This is a genomic window from Candidatus Venteria ishoeyi (genome assembly GCF_030378065.1).
Classification (GTDB): Bacteria; Pseudomonadota; Gammaproteobacteria; order Beggiatoales; family Beggiatoaceae; genus Venteria; species Venteria ishoeyi.
In genome coordinates, this window is sequence record NZ_JAUCGJ010000012.1 from 1 (window position 1) to 21535 (window position 21535).

18 protein-coding genes are annotated in these 21535 nt (G+C 44.5%); 11 read left to right on the forward strand and 7 right to left on the reverse strand.

All coding sequences use genetic code 11. From position 1 onward, the window contains the following. Positions 1 to 535 (forward strand): hypothetical protein (locus QUF61_RS05520; RefSeq protein ID WP_289680861.1); only part of this gene is annotated, 535 nt, incomplete at its 5' end. A 659-nt stretch (positions 536 to 1194) separates the two neighbouring features. Here QUF61_RS05520 and QUF61_RS05525 read toward each other — a convergent pair. Then, complete coding sequence (locus QUF61_RS05525) at positions 1195 to 1761, reverse strand: cob(I)yrinic acid a,c-diamide adenosyltransferase (RefSeq protein ID WP_289680863.1); 567 nt, start codon at positions 1759 to 1761, stop codon at positions 1195 to 1197. A gap of 238 nt (positions 1762 to 1999) precedes the next feature. Here QUF61_RS05525 and QUF61_RS05530 point away from each other — a divergent pair, with 238 nt between their 5' ends. Further along, positions 2000 to 2665, forward strand: coding sequence for a septal ring lytic transglycosylase RlpA family protein (locus QUF61_RS05530; protein ID WP_289680864.1), 666 nt, complete (start codon positions 2000 to 2002; stop codon positions 2663 to 2665). 35 nt (positions 2666 to 2700) lie between these two features. Next, positions 2701 to 3870: a D-alanyl-D-alanine carboxypeptidase family protein gene (locus tag QUF61_RS05535; protein WP_103919932.1), complete on the forward strand. Its 1170-nt coding sequence runs from the start codon at positions 2701 to 2703 to the stop codon at positions 3868 to 3870. A gap of 6 nt (positions 3871 to 3876) precedes the next feature. On the opposite strand, the gene QUF61_RS05540 is transcribed toward QUF61_RS05535, so the two are convergent. The 6 genes from QUF61_RS05540 to QUF61_RS05565 all read right to left on the reverse strand — a co-directional run bounded on the left by QUF61_RS05540 (position 3877) and on the right by QUF61_RS05565 (position 9027). Continuing rightward, complete coding sequence (locus QUF61_RS05540; RefSeq protein WP_289680865.1) at positions 3877 to 4419, reverse strand: hypothetical protein; 543 nt, start codon at positions 4417 to 4419, stop codon at positions 3877 to 3879. Positions 4420 to 4446: 27 nt separating this feature from the next. Beyond that, on the reverse strand, positions 4447 to 5604 hold the full coding sequence (locus QUF61_RS05545; RefSeq protein WP_289680866.1) for a tRNA nucleotidyltransferase/poly(A) polymerase-related protein: 1158 nt from the start codon (positions 5602 to 5604) through the stop codon (positions 4447 to 4449). A gap of 22 nt (positions 5605 to 5626) precedes the next feature. Continuing rightward, a complete protein-coding gene (locus QUF61_RS05550) occupies positions 5627 to 6361 on the reverse strand; it encodes a hypothetical protein (RefSeq protein ID WP_289680867.1) in 735 nt (244 codons plus the stop codon). Positions 6362 to 6482: 121 nt separating this feature from the next. Beyond that, positions 6483 to 7490, reverse strand: coding sequence for an NAD-dependent epimerase (locus QUF61_RS05555; RefSeq protein ID WP_289680869.1), 1008 nt, complete (start codon positions 7488 to 7490; stop codon positions 6483 to 6485). 9 nt (positions 7491 to 7499) lie between these two features. Next, complete coding sequence (gene ribF / locus QUF61_RS05560; RefSeq protein ID WP_289680870.1) at positions 7500 to 8432, reverse strand: bifunctional riboflavin kinase/FAD synthetase; 933 nt, start codon at positions 8430 to 8432, stop codon at positions 7500 to 7502. A 61-nt stretch (positions 8433 to 8493) separates the two neighbouring features. Next, entirely contained in the window at positions 8494 to 9027 is a 534-nt protein-coding gene (locus tag QUF61_RS05565; protein WP_103919912.1) for a chemotaxis protein CheW, read from the reverse strand. A 61-nt stretch (positions 9028 to 9088) separates the two neighbouring features. Between QUF61_RS05565 and QUF61_RS05570 the strand changes: the two genes are divergently transcribed. The 8 genes from QUF61_RS05570 to QUF61_RS05605 all read left to right on the forward strand — a co-directional run bounded on the left by QUF61_RS05570 (position 9089) and on the right by QUF61_RS05605 (position 21530). Next, positions 9089 to 9934, forward strand: coding sequence for a CheR family methyltransferase (locus tag QUF61_RS05570; RefSeq protein ID WP_177428406.1), 846 nt, complete (start codon positions 9089 to 9091; stop codon positions 9932 to 9934). 2 nt (positions 9935 to 9936) lie between these two features. Further along, positions 9937 to 10452, forward strand: coding sequence for a chemotaxis protein CheD (locus tag QUF61_RS05575; RefSeq protein WP_286019288.1), 516 nt, complete (start codon positions 9937 to 9939; stop codon positions 10450 to 10452). Then, positions 10449 to 11639: a protein-glutamate methylesterase/protein-glutamine glutaminase gene (locus tag QUF61_RS05580; RefSeq protein ID WP_103919909.1), complete on the forward strand. Its 1191-nt coding sequence runs from the start codon at positions 10449 to 10451 to the stop codon at positions 11637 to 11639. The genes QUF61_RS05575 and QUF61_RS05580 overlap by 4 nt, the downstream gene beginning before the upstream one ends. 99 nt (positions 11640 to 11738) lie before the next feature. Beyond that, on the forward strand, positions 11739 to 12068 hold the full coding sequence (locus QUF61_RS05585; protein ID WP_103919908.1) for an STAS domain-containing protein: 330 nt from the start codon (positions 11739 to 11741) through the stop codon (positions 12066 to 12068). Next, complete coding sequence (locus QUF61_RS05590) at positions 12065 to 15061, forward strand: chemotaxis protein CheW (RefSeq protein WP_289680871.1); 2997 nt, start codon at positions 12065 to 12067, stop codon at positions 15059 to 15061. Before QUF61_RS05585 ends, QUF61_RS05590 begins: the two co-directional genes overlap by 4 nt. 38 nt (positions 15062 to 15099) lie before the next feature. Then, the gene (locus QUF61_RS05595; protein ID WP_177428405.1) at positions 15100 to 17922 is read left to right on the forward strand and encodes a methyl-accepting chemotaxis protein; all 2823 of its coding nucleotides are present in this window, start codon (positions 15100 to 15102) and stop codon (positions 17920 to 17922) included. A gap of 3 nt (positions 17923 to 17925) precedes the next feature. After that, the gene (locus tag QUF61_RS05600; RefSeq protein WP_289680873.1) at positions 17926 to 19221 is read left to right on the forward strand and encodes an ATP-binding response regulator; all 1296 of its coding nucleotides are present in this window, start codon (positions 17926 to 17928) and stop codon (positions 19219 to 19221) included. A gap of 110 nt (positions 19222 to 19331) precedes the next feature. Further along, a complete protein-coding gene (locus QUF61_RS05605) occupies positions 19332 to 21530 on the forward strand; it encodes a site-2 protease family protein (protein ID WP_289680875.1) in 2199 nt (732 codons plus the stop codon). The last annotated feature ends 5 nt before the right edge of the window (positions 21531 to 21535 follow it).

Sequence of the window (21535 nt, forward strand, 5' to 3'; positions counted from 1 at the left end):
GCTGACCGTCTACAGGAGGTTGACCATCAACAGGAGGTTGACCGTCAACAGGAGGTTGACCGTCAACAGGAGGTTGACCGTCTACAGGAGGCTGACCGTCTACAGGAGGCTGACCATCAACAGGAGGTTGACCATCTACAGGAGGCTGACCGTCTACAGGAGGCTGACCATCTACAGGAGGCTGACCGTCTACAGGAGGTTGACCATCAACAGGAGGCTGACCGTCTACAGGAGGTTGACCGTCTACAGGAGGCTGACCATCAACAGGAGGCTGACCGTCTACAGGAGGTTGACCATCAACAGGAGGCTGACCGTCTACAGGAGGCTGACCGTCTACAGGAGGCTGACCATCTACAGGAGGCTGACCGTCTACAGGAGGTTGACCATCAACAGGAGGCTGACCATCAACAGGAGGTTGACCGTCTACAGGAGGCTGACCGTCTACAGGAGGCTGACCGTCTACAGGAGGTTGACCGTTAGCACAGTTTTCTTTTTCTTGTTCATCCACAAGGCCATCATGATTATGATCACATAAATCTGGATCATAATGCTCAACATCATCAAGTGAGCCATCGCATAAAGCCGAAGGTGAAACCTGAGCATAAAAAGGCTGGAAACTAAATGATCTGGAACGGAATTGCCACAATGCATCATACTGCATTTGGACAGCACCCCCTAAAGGTCCAGACATTTCAACGGTTAAACCACAAGTACGCATGATGTCATGGCGGGGAAAATCAACTTGTGTATCCGTAAATACTAAACGCATATCTTCTGCCAGTACCGCAGTAGAACATAGGGTCAGGGTGGATAAAAGTAATCCTGATTTCAGCAAATTGTTCATAAACAAATCCTCTTGGGTTTAGTTCTAATAGCTTAGTGCATCGTTGTTTATTGATTAATTTATCAAAAATTAAGATACGCTAATTATTCAAGATACCAATTAAGCAAAGTAGTACCTGGGATATATTTATAAATAATATTTTTTTATTGAAGTTAAAAAATCAGATAAAAGGTTAGGTTTTTTACATGACTGGGAATTTGCTGTATTTATTTTCTTTACTCCAAGTAAGACATATGAAGCTAACAACTATGAGGGGCTGGGGGTATCCCCCTCATTCAGCAAGCGGTCTTGGATGATTTTAATATGCTGGGTATACTGGCAGAAGATTTTAACTAAAAATAGTGCAAGGCTCAGTTAGTGCGAGATTGCCAGTAATGTTCCCCCTGTTGCTGCTGATATCCGGTAAAGCGTGCGGCGACAAACAAAAAATCTGACAAGCGATTGAGAAAACACAGACTGTCTGGGTTAATCTCAGCTTGTTCATTATTTTCCCCTGTTGTATGTCGCCCTAAGGCGACTAAATGGCGTTCACAACGCCTACAGATGGTACGGCACAAATGACATAACGCCATACTGCGATTTCCGGCTGGCAGGATAAAACGGGTCAGTGGCGTTAATTTTGCCTGCATATGATCAATTGCAGTTTCCAAAGCTTGCGTGTCTGCCGTTTGAATCCGGGCTGCCTGAGTGGGCATGGATAATTCTGCACCCATTTCAAATAATAAAGATTGTGTGTGACGAAGCTGAGTTGCAACAGGTTCTGGTACTGTTTCACTTAGAAGCAGACCCAGGCTTGCATTAAGCTCGTCAATATCCCCTAACACTTCAATACGCAGCTTGTCTTTGCCAATACGTATGCCTCCGGCTAATCCGGTTTCTCCCTGATCCCCGCGACGGGTATAAATCAAATTTTTCATATTTTTCCCTTTCATCCGTGTCAGGAGCAAGAATTTTATAATTCCCGTAAAAATTCTCATTCCTCGGTATATAATAACTCACCCATTCAGGATTTTACCGTTTATGTTTTTGAATTATCTTAAGCTTATTGTTTTGTTAAGTTGCAGCCTGCTGTTAAGTAGTTTAACTGCCTGTTCTGCGCCGCCACCAGTTATACCGCAACCAACCGATAAACCTATAGCATCAGATGTTATGCCCATGCCTGGCAAGATGGCGCTCATGGCAGCAATGCCGGAAGCCATGCTGGATAAGTCAATTTATCAACAAACTTTTCGCGGCACAGCGTCCTGGTACACCTTGGCAGAACATGGTTTGCAAACAAGCAGCGGTGAAGTATACGACCTTTATCGCCTAACTGCCGCCCATGCCAGTTTGCCGCTGGGTATGTATGTCCGGGTAAAAAACCGGCAACATACGGTCGTGGTGCGGATTAATGATCGCCTGCCCAAAGCCAATAACCATGCGCTCAAATTATCCTGGGAAGCGGCAAAACAACTGAAGCTGAAAAAAAATAAGACTCAAGTTATTTTCCAGGTACTGCAACCCCGAAGCATGCAACAAACAGCTGCGAGCATAAAAATCCAGGCAAATACACAATCAACTGGCACAGAAAAAGCAGGAAATGCTTTACTGAAGACTTCGCAAAAGGGTCTTTATTTGCAACTAGGGGCATTTTCCAGCTACCAGAATGCCTTACAATATCAAGCACAATTACTTGCCAATCTGGAACAACCGGTAGAGGTTTATGCCGAACAGGGCTTGTTTCGGGTGCAAATCGGTCCCATTGCTGAAACAGATGTGAAAACATGGCAAACCTATTTACGTCAGCATGGCGTGGAAAAGAGCATTCTGGTTTCCCGGTAATGCCTGTTATTTTTAACTTTTACTTTGATTTTCTTATGTTATTTTCTTCGTTACGTTATTTATTTATCAGTTTTATTTTTTTCTTTAGCTTTGCAGCATTTGCTGACGCTGAAAAACCTGCCGTAGTGGTCGCACCACCGCCGCCGCCACCAAACATTGCAGCAAAATCCTGGTTACTAATTGATTTTCTCAGTGGTCAGGTGATTATGGAAAAAAATGCCGACGAGCAAGTCGCACCTGCCAGCCTGACCAAGCTGATGACGGCTTATGTGGTGTTTCATGAATTAAAATCCAAGCATTTGAGTTTAAGTGATAAGGTCAGGGTCAGTGAAAAAGCCTGGCGCATGGGTGGCTCGAAAATGTATATCAAAGTCGATAGCGAAGTCACTATTGAAGACTTGCTTAAAGGCATGATTATTCAATCGGGTAATGATGCCAGTGTTGCTTTAGCAGAGTTTGTCGCTGGCAGTGAAGATTCTTTTGCCAGCCTGATGAATCAATATGCAGCGCGTTTGCAACTGAAACAGACCCATTTTGATAACAGTACCGGAATGCCCGGCCCCAAACACCTGACCAGCGCCCGTGATATGGTGACGCTGGCTACCGCTCTGGTGCAGGATTTCCCGGAATATTACAAGCTCTATTCGCAAAAAGAATTTACTTATAACAAAATCACCCAGCAAAACCGCAATTTATTATTATGGCGTGATAACAGTGTTGATGGCATGAAAACCGGTTATACAGAAAGTGCCGGTTATTGTCTGCTGGCATCTGCCAAACGCGATAATATGCGTCTGATTTCCGTGGTTATGGGCACGAAAAGTAAAAAAGCCAGAGCTTCGGAAAGCCAGAAAATGCTGAACTACGGCTTTCGTTTTTATGAAACCCATAAGGTCTACAGCGCAGGCCAGGATCTCTCCTCGCAACGCGTCTGGCAAGGTGCAAGCGAACAGGTATCTTTGGGTTTGGCTAAAGATCTGTATGTCACCACGCCTCGTGGTCAATACCAGCAAATTCAACCGATGTTAAATTTTACCTCCACGCAGATTATGGCTCCGGTCAGTGCGGGTACTACTTATGGGCGGATCCGTTTATTGCTGGGTGGGCAGGAATTGGTCAGCAGACCGCTACTTGCAAAACAAGATATTGCCGAAGGCAACTGGTGGCAGATGGGTGTTGATTACTTGTTACTGCAATTTGAGTAAGGCAGATTAATCTCGGCTGATTTCCCGGCTCAATACCTGCCCTTCCAGCAATTGCTTGTCTGGCGCTAATTCACCATCAATAATCAACGATAAATAGCTGTAAGCAACCCGCCATTTGGTGGTGCCGACTAATACGCCTGCGGTTTTGGGGTTTAATTTGACAACTTCACCAAATAACTCAACGCCATTTTTATCTTTGAAACATGCCTGATCGCCGACTTTCAGGCTGTTTCTGTCCAGTTTCTGACTGGTATTCAAGTCAACAGGCTGTTGCTCAAGATTAATGGAATGAAAGGGAATATTCCATAATTTGCCATCGTGTTTATTTTTAACCAATGCTCGGGTTCTTTTTAGTTTCACGATCACTGCTGCTATGAGTCGGTTTTCTTCCGACTCAAAATAAGTGATTTCATCGCCGGGAGACAGCGCCCGTTTAACCCGATTGATTCGCTCCGGGTCTTCCAGTTGCCGGTAAATCGCCTGACTTAAACGATGTAACTCAAATAATGAGGCATTGTTGAGCGCATTGAGTATTGCTGAGTAATCCATAATAATTCCTGAGAAGCTGTTTCCTCGTTATAACAGGTTCTTTAGCACTTCTTGTCTTGCAGCGAATAAGGCCTGTTTAATTTCCCCGCCACGCAGTCCCTGTGCCACAAATTGTTTAGCTTCTACCTGAGATGCCAGTGCTTGGGCTTGTTGTAGTTGTTGTACGCAGTCGGGGTTCATTTCCCCCAGTATTGCGCAGCAGATGTCCAGAAATAATGCAAAGCGTTGGGGGCGGCGGAAAGCATCCAGGTTTTGCAGTAAGCTGAGTAAGTCACTGGCGGTGTTGACAGGATATTGGCAGCAAGCGGGATAATGGACGATTATCAGACGCGAAAGTTCAGCATATTCATTGGGAATTTTCATGCGTTTGAGCAGTTGTTTTAGCACATTTTCTGATAGCGGCTGAAGTAGTGCCGCAAAACGAATCAGGCTACATTTTTCTGCTTCCGGGTATAAGGCCGTTGCCACTTTCAGTCTTTCCAAAGCTGCTATTTCAGCACTGCCCTGGTTTTGTTTGTCATGACTACTTGCCACTGTTTCTGGAAATAAGCCAGCAAGTTCGGGGAAAATCCGGGATAAAGCGCCGCAACGATATAAAACTTCAAAAAAACGCTCAGGATTGGGGAGTTTCAGCGCGCGCTCGCATTCTTTCCAAACCCTTTCTGGCACCAGTGCGTCAACCTCACCATTTGTCACCATTTTTTTCATCAGGGCGTGGGTATCGTGAGCCACTTTAAAACCCCGGTGGGCAAAACGGGCGGCAAAGCGGGCAATGCGTAAAATGCGTACCGGATCTTCCTGGAAAGCGGGGGAAACATGGCGTAATAAGCCGTTGTCCAAATCTTCCTGGCCATTAAATGGATCAATTAATGCGCCATTTTCTGCCTTGGCAATGGCGTTAATCGTTAAGTCACGGCGTTTTAAGTCTTCGATCAGGGTGACATCAGGGCTGGCATGACATTCAAATCCACTGTAGCCTTTACCGGTTTTACGTTCAGTGCGGGCTAAGGCATATTCTTCATGGGTTTGGGGATGTAGAAAAACCGGGAAGTCCTTTCCCACCTGTTCATAACCCAACTTCAGCAAGGTTTCAGGCGTACTGCCAACCACCACCCAGTCACGTTCGGTGACGGGTTCTCCCAGCAAGCTATCACGCACTGCGCCGCCAACTAAATATATTTTCATTTTAATTAAGCACTCAGATACTTTAGAAGCGCAGACCTAGTTTAATGCTGTAACTGGTGACATTGTCGGTATGTTCAATTTCCGCATTGGCATTCAATCCCAGCAGATTAAGATTAGCTCCAACAAAGGCTTTGATTTGTTCGGGTTTAACGTTATTAAGGTGTGGGCTGCGTTTAGCCTGGACGTGGCTCCAGAGGTGACCGATACCGGCATAAGGCGTCACCATGAGCACGCCTTTGGAAATCATCAATTCCAGCCCGATGGTGTCGAGATCCAGCACCGGGTTGTCCAGGGTTTTGTTATAACTGCCACGAATACTGATGGCAGGCAGTACGGCATTGCCTTGCATGATGGCATAACGCACTTCTCCACCCAGAGCCTTGAGGTTGCCATTGGGGACAAGGGTGTAGGATAAACCTACGTCAAAACCCAGGGGTAGGCCTTTGTGCGCATGCAGGCGGGTGGCGACCAGATATTTATTATTACTGCCACTGGTACGGGTTTTGGCAAACAGTTCCCGGTGTTGCAGTTGGCTGGCAGAGCCGGAAACCGCAACATCAAAACCCAGGATGCCCAGCGGTTCTGCCGGTACCAGTCCTTTGTAATGTATCGCTGCGCTGAGATCGCTGGCAATATGGTTAAATTCATTCTGGCTTAATCCGCTTAAATCTTCAATGTTCTGATCCAGCGCAAAGGCATAAAATGGAAAGCCTGATAGACATAAACTGAGTAGAAGTTGTTGTGCAAGGTGCTTCATTATTATCAAATTCCTCTAAATAATCTTAATTTGTCGTAATACCATTGATGATAAATAATCTGAGTTCGATATAAGTTTTTTTATCCCAAAATGCTGAAATCCAGCATACGTAGGACTCAGATTAAACGCAGTGATAATCGCGAAACCAGTGTATAAATTGTGCCAAGCCATGTTCCAGTTCCGTATCCGGGTAAAAACCAATGCGCGCTTTTAAGTCTTTAATATTGGCACAGCTTGCGTGCATATAACCCTCTGGCATGGGCAGAAAATTTTTCTGGGCTTTTTTGCCTAATAATGCTTCCAGGGTTGCGATAAAATCTATCAGCGTAACTGTTTTGTGGTTGCCGATGTTGTGTATTTGATAAGGTGCCGGGCTGCTACCTGGATCGGGTGACATGCTTGACCATTTCTTGTTGCCTTGGGGTATACGTTGCAGCAGGCGTAGTGTGCTGGTGATAACATCATCAATATAGGTAAAATCCCGGCGTAGTTTACCGTGATTGTACAGATTGATCGGGCGATTTTCCAAAATGGCGCGGGTAAATTTATAATAGGCCATGTCAGGACGGCCCCAGGGGCCGTAAACTGTAAAAAAACGCAGACCGGTAACGGGTAAGCCATAAAGATGCGCGTAACTGTGTGCCAGTAGTTCATTGGCTTTTTTAGTGGCGGCACTCAGGTTAAGCGGATGCTCGGCGTGATCGTGCGTAGAAAAAGGCAACGCAGTATTGAGTCCATAAACCGAATCAGTCGAGGCAAATAATAAGTGTTCAACCCTATGCTGACGGCAAGCTTCCAGAATATTGGTAAATCCCAGCAGATTTGTTTCTATATAAGCATGAGGGTTTTCCAGAGAATGTGCCGTACCGACTTGTGCCGCTAAATGAATAACCTGTTGAAAATTTTCAGTGGCAAATAAGTGCTCAATGGCAGGACGATCATTGATATCCATTCTGACAAACTTGAAACGGGCGAACTCCTCCAGTTTTTTCAGTCGGTCTTGTTTAAGTGTGACGCTATAATAGGCATTCAGATTATCCAGCCCGATAACTTCTTCACCTTGTTTTAACAGTTTTTTTGCCAGATGCGCGCCGATAAAACCTGCTGCGCCGGTAATTAGAATTTTCATGGCATATCACTACCCCAATAATAAACTGCGTGCTTGTTCAACATCAATACTGATTTGCGCTTGCAGTGCATCCAATGAATCAAATTTAACTTCATCGCGCAGTTGCTCAATAATTTCAACTTCAACATAAGCCCCATAAATATCCTGATTAAAGTCAAATAAATGGACTTCCAATAACGGTTTAACATCGCTGTTTTCAACTGTGGGACGATAACCAATGTTGGCAACACCTGGCAGGGCTTGTGTTTGCAGGCCTTTTACCCGTACTGCAAAGACGCCGCGCAGTGGTGAGACTTTACGATGCAGGCAGATATTTGCGGTAGGGAAGTTCAGGGTGCGGCCTAAAGCACGACCATGCGCAATGCGTCCGCACAAGGTGTAATAACGCCCTAATAAACGATGTACTTCAGCCATATTGCTGGTGGTCATGGCCTGGCGTACCCGGGTGCTACTGACGCGCTCGCCATCAAGTAGAAAGGTTTTCATGGCATGAACTTGAAAGCCGTGGTGTTCGCCGACGGTTTGCAACAAGCTAAAATCACCTGCACGACGATAACCAAAGCGAAAATCATCACCCACAATCAGATATTTTACGCCTAAGCCTTCCATTATTACCTGATGGATAAAGTCATTGGGTTCAAGTCCTGCTAAGTACTGGTTAAAGCGCAGACACAACATGCGATCCAACGCAAAATGTCGTAATGCGAGTACTTTTTCACGTAGACGGGTCAGTCGTGGCGGTGCTTTTTCTGGTGTAAAAAACTCTTGTGGCTGGGGTTCAAAACTGATGACTACGGAGGGAAGTTGTAGACGTTTAGCTTCAATTTTTAAGTCTCTAAATACGGATTGATGCCCCAAATGCACCCCATCAAAATTACCTATGGTGGCGACACAACCCTGATGACGAGTACGAAGCTGGGCTAAACTGCGAATAACTTCCATAATAATTGTTTTTTCTCATTTCCTGATGCTATGTAGTCCAGAAGCTTTTGTGTAACACCGGTTACTGCTTAAATCCGCCACTGATCTGGATTTGTAATAAGCTCTCCAATGCCAGAATGGTCATGAACGCCTCATTTACCTGGGCGATATTCTGGATAAAATGGCTGGGAATATGGCTGCCAAAAGGTGGTGGGGGTTCCAGTTGCTCAGTCTCCAGGCGAATCACATCATGTACGCTGCTGACCAGTAAACCTAATAAGGTACCAGCTTGCGTATTAAAGTTTTTATTATCATCAGATTCAATATAAGCATCAACAATGACAATGCAGCTTTGTTTATCCGGTTCAATGGCTGACAGACCCAGACGCATGGAAAGGTCAATGACGGGGACGACATGACCGCGTAAATTCAGTACACCTTTGATATAGGCTTCGGTCATGGGTAAAAATGTCAGTGGCGTATACGCAATAATTTCTTTTACGTCATAAATTGCGATACCATAGGTGTCATGCCCAAGATGAATGCTGAGATAGCGATTACCATCTGTCTTATGGGCTTCGTGCTTGCGCTGTAATGCGGGAAGTGTCGTTGGCATCGTATCCTCCAAAAATGTACTGAATAGATTGAAGCTTTATCAGAATACAGTGGTTACTCAATTGCAAAATCATATCACACCCAGACTGTCTGCAAAGGAATTTGATGCATTGCGTCAGCGCTTTCAGGTCGTGACGGGAATTGCGCTGGCAGATCATAAAAAAATGTTGGTCACGGGGCGTTTAAGTAAACGTTTGAAATATTATCAGTTATCCAGTTTTTCTCAATACCTGGAACTACTGAATGAGCCAGCAAATGAAGCTGAACGCCAGCTTATGGTGGATTTATTAACCACCAATGAAACCTATTTTTTTCGGGAACCTAATCATTTTGAGTATCTTAAGGAACAGGTGTTGTCGGAATACCGCTTAAAGGCGAATCATTTCAAGCCTTTTCGGGTATGGAGTGCAGCTTGTTCTTCCGGTGAAGAAGCTTACAGCTTATCAATGCTGTTAATGGATATACTGGGGTCGAATATTCAGTGGGAAATTTTTGCCTCAGATGTCAGTTTAAGTATGTTGGAAATTGCAAAAACCCGATATTACCCTATGGTTGCAGCAAGAAAAATGCCGCAAAAATATTTGAAACGCTTTTGCTTAAAAGGCGTGCGTAGTCAGGAAGGCACTTTGCTGGTTAAACCGGAAGTCGCTGAACGTGTCCATTTCAGGCAGATAAACCTCAATCAGCCACTACCGGTTATTGGGAGCTTTGATTTGATTTTTTTGCGCAATATTCTGATTTATTATGACGTGCCTGCGCGTACCCGGATTCTCAAGCGTTTATTGCCGGTGTTACAGGAGCAGGGATATTTATTTCTGGGCCATGCCGAGAGTTTAACGGGCATGACGGATGCGTACATCCTGAAAAACCTACATCCAATGGTTCCAACTGTTTTTAGAAAGTGCTGATTGTGCCTAAAATTTTATCTTCCAGTCAAAATAATAAAGAAATATTTCTTTATCCGGGTGACTTGTATTTTGGTCAGGCACCTGATCGGGTACGTACCTTATTAGGTTCTTGTGTTGCGATTACCTTATGGCACCCACGTAGACATTTAGGAGGAATGTGCCATTATATGTTAAGAAACCCAAAAGAAGTTGATCCAGTTCACTTAAATGGACGTTATGCTGAAGATGCCGTTTTATTTTTTTTGCAGCAATTAAAGCACTATAAAACACCCGTGCAGCAATATCAGGTAAAAATTTTTGGCGGCGGTAATATGTTTCCTAACACCTTAGGCAGAACTAAAAATAACATTGGTCAGCAAAATATGCGTGTTGGTCGTGCTTTATTACGGACGCATGGCTTTCAGGTTGAAAGCGAGCACTTAGGTGGACTGGGGCACCGACGTATTATTTTTGATTTAAAAACAGGACAGGTTTTGGTGCATCATACCCAGAATAGTTATGCGGATCGAAAATTATGAAAATGATACACGTTTTTATCATAGATGATTCTGCGGTGGTGAGACAGGCGTTTACCAATATCCTGAATGATGCGCCGGGTTTTAATTTGCTGGGAACGGCGGCAAATCCGCTGATTGCCATGCGTAAAATGCAAAAACAATGGCCGGATGTCATTATTCTGGATATTGAAATGCCACAGATGGATGGCCTGACATTTTTACGCAAATTAATGAATGAGCGTCCAACGCCAGTCGTGATGTGCTCATCTCTGACGCAAGATGGTGCCAGTGTCACGGTGCAGGTGTTATCTGCCGGGGCTGTGGATATTATTACCAAACCGGAATCGGGTTTGCAGGATTTTTTATATGAAAGTCATCGCCAGTTACTGGATGCTTTAAGGGCGGCTTCGCAGGCAAATCTTAAGAAACTTAAACATAACCGGCAACTCTTAAATAGACCGACACCAGCGCAGAAAGTGACTGAGCTTATGCCAAAACCGGTTTCAGCGGTTAAGCCAGGGGGGATGTCAGCTACAAAAAAACAGTCTCGTAGCATCAAGATTAAAGCCGAACCCAAGTTGAGTGCTGATGCCTTATTACCGGCATTAGCACCAAGCCTGTATCCCTCATCAATGTCCGGGCGTATTATCGGTATTGGCGCATCAACAGGGGGGACGCTGGCATTAGAACTGGTTTTGCGCCAACTTCCTGTTGATATGCCGGGCATTTTAGTTGTGCAGCATATGTCAGAAAGTTTTACCGCAGCATTTGCAGCGCGTCTAAATAGTATTTGCGCTTTGGAAATCAAAGAAGCGGCGCATATGGATGATGTAAAACCGGGACGTGTGCTCATTGCACCCGGAGGTCAGCATTTATTACTAAAATATGCGCAGGGGAAATATTTTGTTGAGTTAAAAAAAGGCCCTCTGATTAATCGCCACCGGCCTTCTGTTGACATTTTATTTCGTTCAATTGCGCAAACCGCAGGTGCAATGGCGACGGGTTTGATTATGACTGGCATGGGCGATGATGGTGCCAGAGGCTTAAAAGAAATGCATAATGCCGGCGCAACAACTTTTGCACAGGATGAGGCCAGTTGCGTTGTGTTTGGGATGCCTAAAGAGGCGATTAAACTGGGGGGGGTCGATAAGGTCGTGGCTCTGGAAGCGGTTGCGAACTATTTGATGCAAGAGAGAAGCGGCGTATAACAAGGTTGATGGCAAAAGCCCTGCTATACTTAAGAAATCTTACCTTAAAAATTCAGCTTTGATTGGATAGAAGGTAAAAAATCAGACCGGATCACCATCATGCAAATTCACATTGAAAACTTACCTAATCACAGCATTTTGCATCTGAGTGGGCATTTTACCTTGCCTCAGATAAAAAAATTAAAAAGTGAGTTATTGGAAGCATTGCTGCAACAGCGTGTGTTGGAATTGGATTTATCTGCCGTTGCCGACATGGATTCTGCCGGGTTTCAGTTATTGGTGTTGCTCAAACGTGAAGCAAAAGCACACCAAAAAAGCTTACGTTTGACAGGGCATAGTGCAGCCGTGTTGTCAGTATTGGACAGTTATCAGGTTTCCGCTTATTTTGGAGATCCTCAGGTGTTGCCAAAAGAGGTTGATATCTTATGAGTATGGAACAACTGCGCCAGCTTTTCATTATGGAGAGCGGCGAAACACTGAATAAAATGGAAGATGCGCTGCTATTGTTAGAAAATGACAAGGATAATAAAGAAGCGCTTAATGTGGTTTTTCGCGCTGTTCACACTATCAAAGGCTCTGCGGGTATTGTGAACTTGTCAGAAGTGTCGCAATTTGCGCATGGCGTGGAAAATCTGCTGGATCGGGTACGCAAAGGCCAGTTACAGTTTGATACAGATTTGATTCAGTTGATTCTGGCTTGCCAGGATTATTTGCAAAATAGTTTAAATGCGATTGCTGATGATGCTGATGAAGATGTTATTGCTAGTTTGCAACAGCAGGCGCAAAAACTCAATCAAAACATTAGTCAATACCTTGAGGCATCGGAAAAAGCGCAAAGCGTGCAAACGCAGCCCAGTTCAGAGGCAATGCCTGATAATACGGCTAAAGCTGAGAAAATAGTTGAGCAGCCAATAAGAAAAGAAACGAATAAGCCTGGTGAAGATAAGACCGCAAGTGAAAATATAGCAGTCGCTGTTCCTCCATCTGTGCAGGCTTCGGCAGCGACTGATAATATTGTTGAGGGTACATCGGAAGCGTTGTCCGATATGATTGCGGTGGAAGACGAGCATTGGCATATTTCTTTGCGTTTTGGTTTAGATGCGTTGCGTAATGGCGTTGAGCCGTTGGCAACGCTGGATTATCTTAAACAATATGGCGATATTGTTAACCTGACAACGCTGTGCGAGCATATGCCTTTGGCAGAGGAAATGGATCCGGAAAATTGTTATCTGGGTTTTGAGATCGCTTTTGCTGTTGATCCGACCAATAATGTGACTAAAGCAGATATTGAAGCTTTGTTTGAACTCATTATTGATGATTGTCAGGTACAGATTTTACCGCCACATGCACAATTATCTCAATATATTCATCTTATTCAGGAATTGCCTGAAGACACCTTTATGCTGGGCGAGATTTTACAGAAAATTGGCACCCTGACAGAACGGGAACTTGAGACAGGCCTGGAACAACAAGATATTAAACCTGCGGAAGGTGCCGTTAAAACAGTCCGAAAACTGGGAGAAATTCTGGTTGATGGTGGCATGGTTAATCCTGATGTGGTGACTGCGGCACTGCATAAACAGCAGCAGATTAAAGAGCATAAAATCACCCCGGAATCCTTATTAAAAATTAAAGCAGAAAAACTTGATCGCCTGATTAATCAGGTAGGGGAGTTGGTGATTGCCACAGCCCGTATCAAAACCCTGTTGGAAACCTCATCTGATACTAAAGTGGTTGATGAAGAGCGTGAATATGAACAACAACAGCAGGGGCAACATAACGCCCTGAAAGAGTCAGTCTCTTTTATGTCAAGACTGGTTGAAGAAATCCGTAACAGTGCGCTGGGTATGCGCATGGTTCAAATTGGCTCGTCTTTTAACCGCTTTAACCGCTTAGTGCATGATCTCAGTCAGGCCCAGGGTAAAAAAATTGAACTGCAAATCCAGGGCGCGGATACAGAACTTGATAAAAGCATGGTGGAAAAAATTCATGATCCATTGATGCATCTGGTGCGTAATGCGATTGATCATGGCCTGGAAACGCCGCAACAACGTCTGGCACAAGGCAAGTCGGAACGGGGGCTGCTACAGTTAAACGCATATCACGATGCAGGCAATATCGTAATTGAAATCAGTGATGACGGGCAAGGTCTGGATCGACAGGCAATTTTTAATGCTGCGGTTAAAAAGGGTATTATTGGCAGTGAACAATCACTTGAAAGCTTGAGTGAAAGCTTTCTTGATTCTTTGATTTTTGAGCCGGGTTTAACCACCAGTAGTATCGTTACCAGTCTTTCCGGGCGCGGTGTTGGTATGGATGTGGTGCAATATGAAATCACCCGGCTCAACGGCTCTGTCAATATCAAAAGTCAAACTGGGCAAGGCACCCGGATACAGATGTATTTACCATTGACCCTGGCAATTATTGATGGTTTTTTGGTTAATATTGGTGATTATGCTTATGTCATTCCTCTGGACAAGGTGGTGGAATGTGCGGCACTGACCGTAGCGGCAGGTGAAGAATGCCCGGATTATCTGCATTTACGTGACAAGGGTTTGCCCTTATTGTATTTGCGCAAGTTGTTTGATATTCAATCAGCACTGCCCGAGCGTCAGCATGTGATTGTGGTGCGTTATGGGCAGCAAGAGATCGGGGTGGTGGTAGAAGGTATCCAGGGCGAATTTCAGGCCGTGATTAAACCCTTGGGTGCTTTGTTTAATGATTTATCAGGCATTAGTGGCGCAACGGTGTTGGGCAATGGTGAGGTTGCGCTGATTCTGGATGTTGCAGCATTAATTGCGCATGTTTCAGAAATTAAGCAATATAACAGTCATGCAGATGTCAGTCAGCAGACAACGGCTATGGTTGCCGATAAATCGGAAGAATATCTCATTTTTGAGTTAGCCGAACAATTGCAGGCCGATCAACTGACGCATCGTTATGGTATACCCGTACGTTATATTCATCAGGTAATGGGCAAACAACGCTTATTGCCAGCTCCCGGTATGCCGCCTTTTATTTCAGGTTTATTAAATTTATCAGATGCCACTTTACCAGTGCTGGATTTATATGCTTATTTTGGGCATGAAACGGCTAAGGTGGATCAGCATAACAGTTTAATAGTGGTTGAAGTCGAGCAAGATGGCGAGCAGGTGCGCCTGGCACTGCAAGCACATCATGTGTATCAGGTTACCGCATTTGATAGTACGCAAATCAGCCCTGCGACCCAGTTGCTAGAACATTGGAGTGAACTGATGTCCACTGAGGAAGGTTTTAGTTCAGAATACACGCTGGCCTCTAAACCGCATTATTTTATTCAGGGTGTCAGTCAATTTAAGGATATTCCAGTATTGTTGCTGGATATTCCTGAATTATTTTCCAGGCAGGATCTATCTTTTGGTTTGACTCAAGAGTCTACTTAAATGTTTCTTTTGATAGTATTATGAAAGGGGTTCTAGAAATGAAAAACTTCATCGGAAATCTATCAATAGGTACCAAGGTGCTTACCAGTGCTTTGGTTATTGGCTTATTGCCCTTTTTTGTAATGGCATTTTATGCATGGCAATCCAGTCAGGTCACTTTACAGCAGGCCGCATTTAATCACCTTACTGCGATCCGTGAGGCAAAAAAAGTAGAGATTAAAAACTTTTTTACAACAAATATCACGGAAGCCCAGGTTCTAGGTGAGACCGTTGCCATGCTGTATGAGCGTGAACACCACATTATGGTAATCGAACAAGCTTATAAAACGACGCAGCTTAAACAATATTTGGATAAGGTACTGGAAGATACTGAATCATTTGCTCAAAGCCCTCATGTTAGCTCCATATTAAACAGCTTTAAGCCGATTGAAGACAATATTCAGATTGATGAAAAAGCAATGCAGGCTTATCAGGAATTATTGAATTATCAAGAGTTATATATTCTGAATATGGCAGGTGATATTACTTATTCTACAATTAAAAAGGTAAAGCAGGGGCAATCTGTCTACGATGATTCCAATAACAAGATGCTGGCAAAAGCATTTGAACAAGGGCAGAAAATTACGAGCATACAGGATTTTTCTTTTCATCAAGTCAATGGAAAAGCACAATATCTGGCTTTTATTAGTGCTCCGGTGAAACACAATGAACAACTGATTGGTGTTGTGGTGCTCAGTATTCCACCTAAGGTAATTAATCAGATCATAAACTTGCGAGAGACTATGGGGGAATCAGAAGAAACCTATCTGATTGGCAGGGCTGATGGTGAAATCACCTATCGCAGTAACCGGCAGATAAAATCCAAGGATAAAAAAACCCAGGGCGTTAAAAAGGATGGTCAGGATATTCAAAAGGCCTTGACCGGAGAGCGAGGGATTATGCTAAAAGTCGGAAGTACCGGGGAAATTGAGATCAGTACTTATTCGCCGATACAAATACATAATTTGGACTGGGTTCTGATTACCACCGCGTCTTTGGAAAAGACTCTCACTGAAATGAGTGATAATAAAGACAGTGATTTTTTCCATTATTATATTCAAAGCCATGATTATCATGATCTGTTTTTGATTCACCCCCAAGGACAAATATTTTACACCGTGGCGCAGGAAAAAGATTACAGCACCAATATCTTAAACGGCAAATATGCCAACACTCATTTTGCTGAAGCTGTTAAAAAAGCATTGGTGACGCAGCAGATACAACTCAGTGATTACGCCGCTTATGCTCCCAGTAATAATGAGCCGTCCGCTTTTTTGGTGATACCCATTATTAAGAATAATCAACCCCTGTTGGTGGTAGCACTGCAAATAAGTGATAAGGCATTAAATGCGATTACCGGGCAGCGTGAAGGCATGGGAGAGCGTGGTGAAGTTTATCTGGTGGGGCAGGATAACTTGATGCGCTCTAATTCGCTGTTGGATGCCGAACATCATACGGTAAAAGCATCTTTTGCAAATCCTGAACAAGGGGCAGTGGATACCGTCAGCAGCAGGGCTGGACAGGCGGGAGAGGTGGGTGTGATGATAACCAAAGATTATCTGGGTAACGCAGTGTTATCTGCCTATGCGCCATTACAAATAAATGATAAAGTCCAATGGGTCATCCTGGCTGAAATGGATGAAGTAGAGGCTTTAGCCAGTGTTAATACTTTACAGTCCTGGGTACTGCTTATTGCCGGGATCTGTATTGTGATGATTTTGTGGCTGGCGTATTTACTGGCAAATAATATTAAAAAACCATTGCAGCAAGTGGTGGAAGTGGTGCATAAAATTGCTGATGGTGATTTGGCAGTTAAAATTGCAAAAGGCAATCGCAGCGAAACCGGGCAGATTCTCGATGCCATGCGCAATATGAATGGGCGGGTATCTACGGTGCTTAATAATGTACAGGATAAAGCGAATGCCCTGGTCAGCGCTTCTGAAGAGCTCAGCGCCACTTCACAGTCAATGAGCCAGGGGGCTACGGAACAAGCTGCCAGCGTGGAACAAACCAGCGCCTCATTGGAACAAATGAGTAGTTCTATTACGCAAAATACCGAGAATGCGAAAGTTACCAATACGACAGCGCAGCAAAGTTCAAAACAGGCTGAGGAAGGAGGGAATGTGGTCTCCCATACCGTTGATGCCATGCAGAATATCGCAAAAAAAATTATGATTATTGAAGATATTGCCTATAAAACAAATATCCTGGCCTTAAATGCTGCGATTGAAGCCGCGCGCGCAGGCGAGCATGGGCATGGTTTTGCCGTGGTTGCGGCGGAAGTTCAGAAGTTGGCGGAAAACAGTCAGACGGCAGCGCAAGAAATCAGGAAATCGGCTGCAAACAGTGTGGATGTTGCCAAACATGCTGGGGATTTATTGGAGCATATCGTACCCAGTATTCAAAAAACTGCAGAACTGGTTCAGGAAATTGCTTCAACGTCTGAAGAGCAGGCCATTGGTGTTGGGCAAATTAACAATGCAATGGGGCAATTAGATCAGTCTGCGCAACAATCAGCCTCAGCCGCAGAGGAGCTTGCAGCAACAGCCGAAGAAGTGAATAGTCAGGCGATGCATTTAAAACAATTAATAGGGTTTTTTAACTTATCGCAAGACTTGGCAACTGAGCAAAAAATTCAAGATGAGCTTATTACAATTAATAAGGATGTAACAGATAATACTGTAATAGATAGTTCACACAATACCAGGGCTAAACAAAGCATGGCAAAACCCAGCCTACATTCCAAACCAACACAAGTTCCCTTGTCTCATGTGCAACACGTTCATGTGCACCCTAATGAGAAAGATTTTGAACGGTTCTAAATAATGGAAAAGTCAGCTGTGAGCAATGAGGGGGCTGAAAAAGCCACTATTTTGGTGGTAGATGACCAGTTGACGAATTTAGCTTTTCTTGATGATATGCTAGAAACAGCAGGTTATTTTGTATTACTGGCAAAATCCGGAGAAATGGCTTTGGATGTTGCATTAAAAAAACCGCCAGATTTAATTTTACTGGATGTCACCATGCCTGGCTGGGATGGTTATGAAACCTGTCAACACTTTAAGCAGGAAAAAACCCTGTCCCATGTGCCGATATTATTTTTATCGGCATTAACCACTGAAGAATATAAATTGCAGGCATTTCGTGCTGGTGGCGTAGATTATGTCAGTAAGCCTTTTAATCAGGAAGAGTTACTGGCACGCGTACGTACGCATGTTGAATTGTTTCATCTGCGCAACGATCTGGAAAAAGGCATCGTGCGTAGAGATGCGCAACTCTCTTTTTATAAAACTGATTTTGGGCAAAAAATTCAGCGTTATACGGAGGAGTTGATTAAAGCCAGGGATAAAGCTGAAGCGGCTAACCAGGCAAAAAGTCAGTTTCTAGCGAATATGAGTCATGAACTGCGCACGCCAATGAATGCCATTATTGGTTACAGTGAACTGGTTATGGAAGATATTGAGGAGATGGGGTGTCATGAAGTGGCTCCGGATCTGGAAAAAATTATTGCCTCTGCCAAGCACTTATTAGGTTTGATTAATGGTGTGCTGGATTTGGCAAAAATTGAAGCAGGAAAAATTCAGCTTTATCCTGAGGCCATTCAAATTAAAGACATGCTTGAAGATGTATTGGGCATGACGGAAACTTTAATTACTGAAAAAAATAATAAAATGATCTTGCACATTGAGCCGGATGTGGATGCATTAAGCGCAGATTTGGTTAAAGTTCGGCAAATTCTGTTTAATCTGCTCAGTAATGCGGCAAAATTTACCGAAAACGGGGAAATTATTTTATATGCCAAATACTTGGTTGAAAATGGGGAAGTATATGTGCAGTTTATAGTGTCAGATACTGGTATTGGCATGACAGATGAGCAACAAGCCAAAATATTTAAACCATTCAGTCAGGCGGATACTTCAACAACCCGACGTTTTGGCGGAACCGGGCTGGGTCTGGTAATCAGTCGTGAATTTGCCAGATTAATGGGGGGGAAGTTAACCATGTCCAGTATTTTTGGCAAGGGTAGTCAGTTTCATCTATGTTTACCGAAAACAGCAAAGGCCAGTGAAGAGCGCGTTACGATTGTCCGACTTGATGAAGATAATGCAGCCAAGGAGTAGGGTGAATTGCCCAATATTTTTATGCTGCTTTATTTTAAATAATTTAACCCAACTATAAAAAAATTGATACAAGGCCTATCAAATAAGGCTAAGTTTTTTATGATGCCCACATGAACACAGACTCACCAACTCAGCCAGCAAGTGGCGGCAGCCCCGCACCAGCTCAGGAAATGCCCTTATTAAAACTCCGGGATGACCTGGTTTTTACGGTGCAAAGTTATGGTGATCAGCCCTGTTATCTCGTCGAAGATCCCGTCAATGGCAGTTTTTTCAGAATAGGTGTACCCGAATATAAGCTGTTGCAACACTTAAACGGCGAGCACACGCTGGAACAAGCCCTGGATCAGGTCAACAGTCACCGACTGGAAGACATGCCCTTACTGGAAATGGATGTGGCGCAGCCCTTGGCGCAATGGCTGGTGCATTCCCAACTGGCTTATATGCAGCACCCGGAAACTAAAAACTGGCAACTGGCAGCACCACCGGATGACACTTTGCAGAAAGTCGCCAAACGCATTAATGTATTGTTTATCAAATTACCACTGGGCAGCCCGGATCGCTGGCTGGAGCGTTTATATCCGAAATTAAGCTGGATGCTGGGCGCACGTTTCTTCTGGGTCTGGCTGTTGCTGGTGATAACCGGAACTTATCAGATTGCCAGCCACAGCACGCGTTTTGCACAGGCTGCCAGCAGTTTGTTATCAATTAACAACGCCGTGTGGCTGCTGCTGGCCTGGGTATTTATTAAAACCATCCATGAGTTTTTTCATGGTCTGGTGTGTAAAAAATATGGCGGTTTTGTGCATGAAGCGGGCATTTTCCTGATTCTGTTCGCACCTCTGGGCGGTTATGTCAATGCCACTTCCATGTGGCGTTTTACATCCCGCTGGCAGCGTATGCACGTATCCGTGGCGGGTATGTTTATTGAGTTGTTAATTGCAGCAATCGCGGCCTGGGTGTGGGTTTACAGTCAACCCGGCATGGTCAATTATCTGGCGTATAATATGATTATTATCGCCGGTATTGGCACCTTGTTATTTAACGCCAATCCCTTGATGCGTTTTGATGGTTATTATGTGCTGTCAGATGGCTGGGATATCCCCAACCTGTATGCTTCCGGGCAGCGTTATATGCGTTATTTGTGGCGGCGATATTTGCAAGGGCGCACAGAGAAAAAACCGGATTTCCCAGCTGACAAGCGTACAAGAATCCAGGCTTATGGCATTGCAAGCTGGTTGTGGCGCATTCTGATCATGCTGGGTCTGCTGGTGGCGGCAACGCTCTTGTTTCACGGTGCCGGGGTGGTGATTGCGACCATTGGCCTGGTATCCTGGCTGGCCTTGCCTGCTTTACGTTTTTTAATACAACTGAATAAAGATCCACAAAAGAGAGCTGTTATGAAACATTTGTTGCTGGTGTCTGTCATTGCTGGCGCACTGTTGGCAGTAGTGTTATTACAGGTACAGTGGTCACGCAACTTGTCCGCACCAGCCCTGTTGGATTATGCTGATGCCACGGTGATTCGTGCTGATAGTCCGGGTTTTATCAAAATGCTGCCGGTGAAAAATGGCGATTATGTGCAGGCAGGTGAGATGCTGCTGCAATTGCAAAATCATGAACTGGAAATGGAGTTACAAGATTTAGCCCTGCAACTGAAAATTCATGAATTAAAACGCCAGCAATATTTTCAGGATGAACTGCTCAGCGCAGCGCAGGTGGAACAGGAAAAACTTCAGGAACTGGAAACTAAATACCGGGAAATCAGGCGCCAAGTCGAAGGCTTAAAAATTACTGCGTCAGTTGCCGGTCATGTGATTGCGCCGGAATTGGAAAAGTTGCAGGATGCCTATGTATCACGGGGCATGGAAATTCTGACGCTGGGTAATCTGGAACAGATTGAAGTGAATGTATCCATTGCGCAAAATGATATTGATTATTTTCGTGCAGGTATTGGTAACAGCGCAGAAATGTATACCGACAGCCAGCCTTTAACTGCGCTGGATGTGGTATTAGAACGGGTTAATCCGGCAGCAAGCCAGGATATTATGTACCCGATGCTGACGGCTGTGGCAGGGGGGGACTTGGCGGTTAAACCCAAAGCGGATGCCGGAGAAAACGATCCACAATATGAACACCTCAGTCCTCGTTTCAGCGGCGTGATTCAATTATCCCCGGAACAGGCAAAAAAGGTACACGCTGGTGAACGCGCCCAAGTGTTAATCACCACCGCACCGCAACCGCTGTGGAATTGGTTATCACAAGGTGTACGGCGTTATTTCAAACATTTGGAAGCAATAAGTCAGGGGTAAAGCCC

What these genes read in the sequence shown, in the direction of transcription:
- QUF61_RS05525 (WP_289680863.1), bottom strand. Translation starts at nt 1,761, where the DNA reads ATGAAAAATTTGATTTATACCCGTCGCGGGGATCAGGGAGAAACCGGA.
- QUF61_RS05530 (WP_289680864.1), top strand. Translation starts at nt 2,000, where the DNA reads ATGCCTGGCAAGATGGCGCTCATGGCAGCAATGCCGGAAGCCATGCTG.
- QUF61_RS05535 (WP_103919932.1), top strand. Translation starts at nt 2,701, where the DNA reads ATGTTATTTTCTTCGTTACGTTATTTATTTATCAGTTTTATTTTTTTC.
- QUF61_RS05540 (WP_289680865.1), bottom strand. Translation starts at nt 4,419, where the DNA reads ATGGATTACTCAGCAATACTCAATGCGCTCAACAATGCCTCATTATTT.
- QUF61_RS05545 (WP_289680866.1), bottom strand. Translation starts at nt 5,604, where the DNA reads ATGAAAATATATTTAGTTGGCGGCGCAGTGCGTGATAGCTTGCTGGGA.
- QUF61_RS05550 (WP_289680867.1), bottom strand. Translation starts at nt 6,361, where the DNA reads ATGAAGCACCTTGCACAACAACTTCTACTCAGTTTATGTCTATCAGGC.
- QUF61_RS05555 (WP_289680869.1), bottom strand. Translation starts at nt 7,490, where the DNA reads ATGAAAATTCTAATTACCGGCGCAGCAGGTTTTATCGGCGCGCATCTG.
- ribF (WP_289680870.1), bottom strand. Translation starts at nt 8,432, where the DNA reads ATGGAAGTTATTCGCAGTTTAGCCCAGCTTCGTACTCGTCATCAGGGT.
- QUF61_RS05565 (WP_103919912.1), bottom strand. Translation starts at nt 9,027, where the DNA reads ATGCCAACGACACTTCCCGCATTACAGCGCAAGCACGAAGCCCATAAG.
- QUF61_RS05580 (WP_103919909.1), top strand. Translation starts at nt 10,449, where the DNA reads ATGAAAATGATACACGTTTTTATCATAGATGATTCTGCGGTGGTGAGA.
- QUF61_RS05585 (WP_103919908.1), top strand. Translation starts at nt 11,739, where the DNA reads ATGCAAATTCACATTGAAAACTTACCTAATCACAGCATTTTGCATCTG.
- QUF61_RS05590 (WP_289680871.1), top strand. Translation starts at nt 12,065, where the DNA reads ATGAGTATGGAACAACTGCGCCAGCTTTTCATTATGGAGAGCGGCGAA.
- QUF61_RS05595 (WP_177428405.1), top strand. Translation starts at nt 15,100, where the DNA reads ATGAAAAACTTCATCGGAAATCTATCAATAGGTACCAAGGTGCTTACC.
- QUF61_RS05600 (WP_289680873.1), top strand. Translation starts at nt 17,926, where the DNA reads ATGGAAAAGTCAGCTGTGAGCAATGAGGGGGCTGAAAAAGCCACTATT.
- QUF61_RS05605 (WP_289680875.1), top strand. Translation starts at nt 19,332, where the DNA reads ATGAACACAGACTCACCAACTCAGCCAGCAAGTGGCGGCAGCCCCGCA.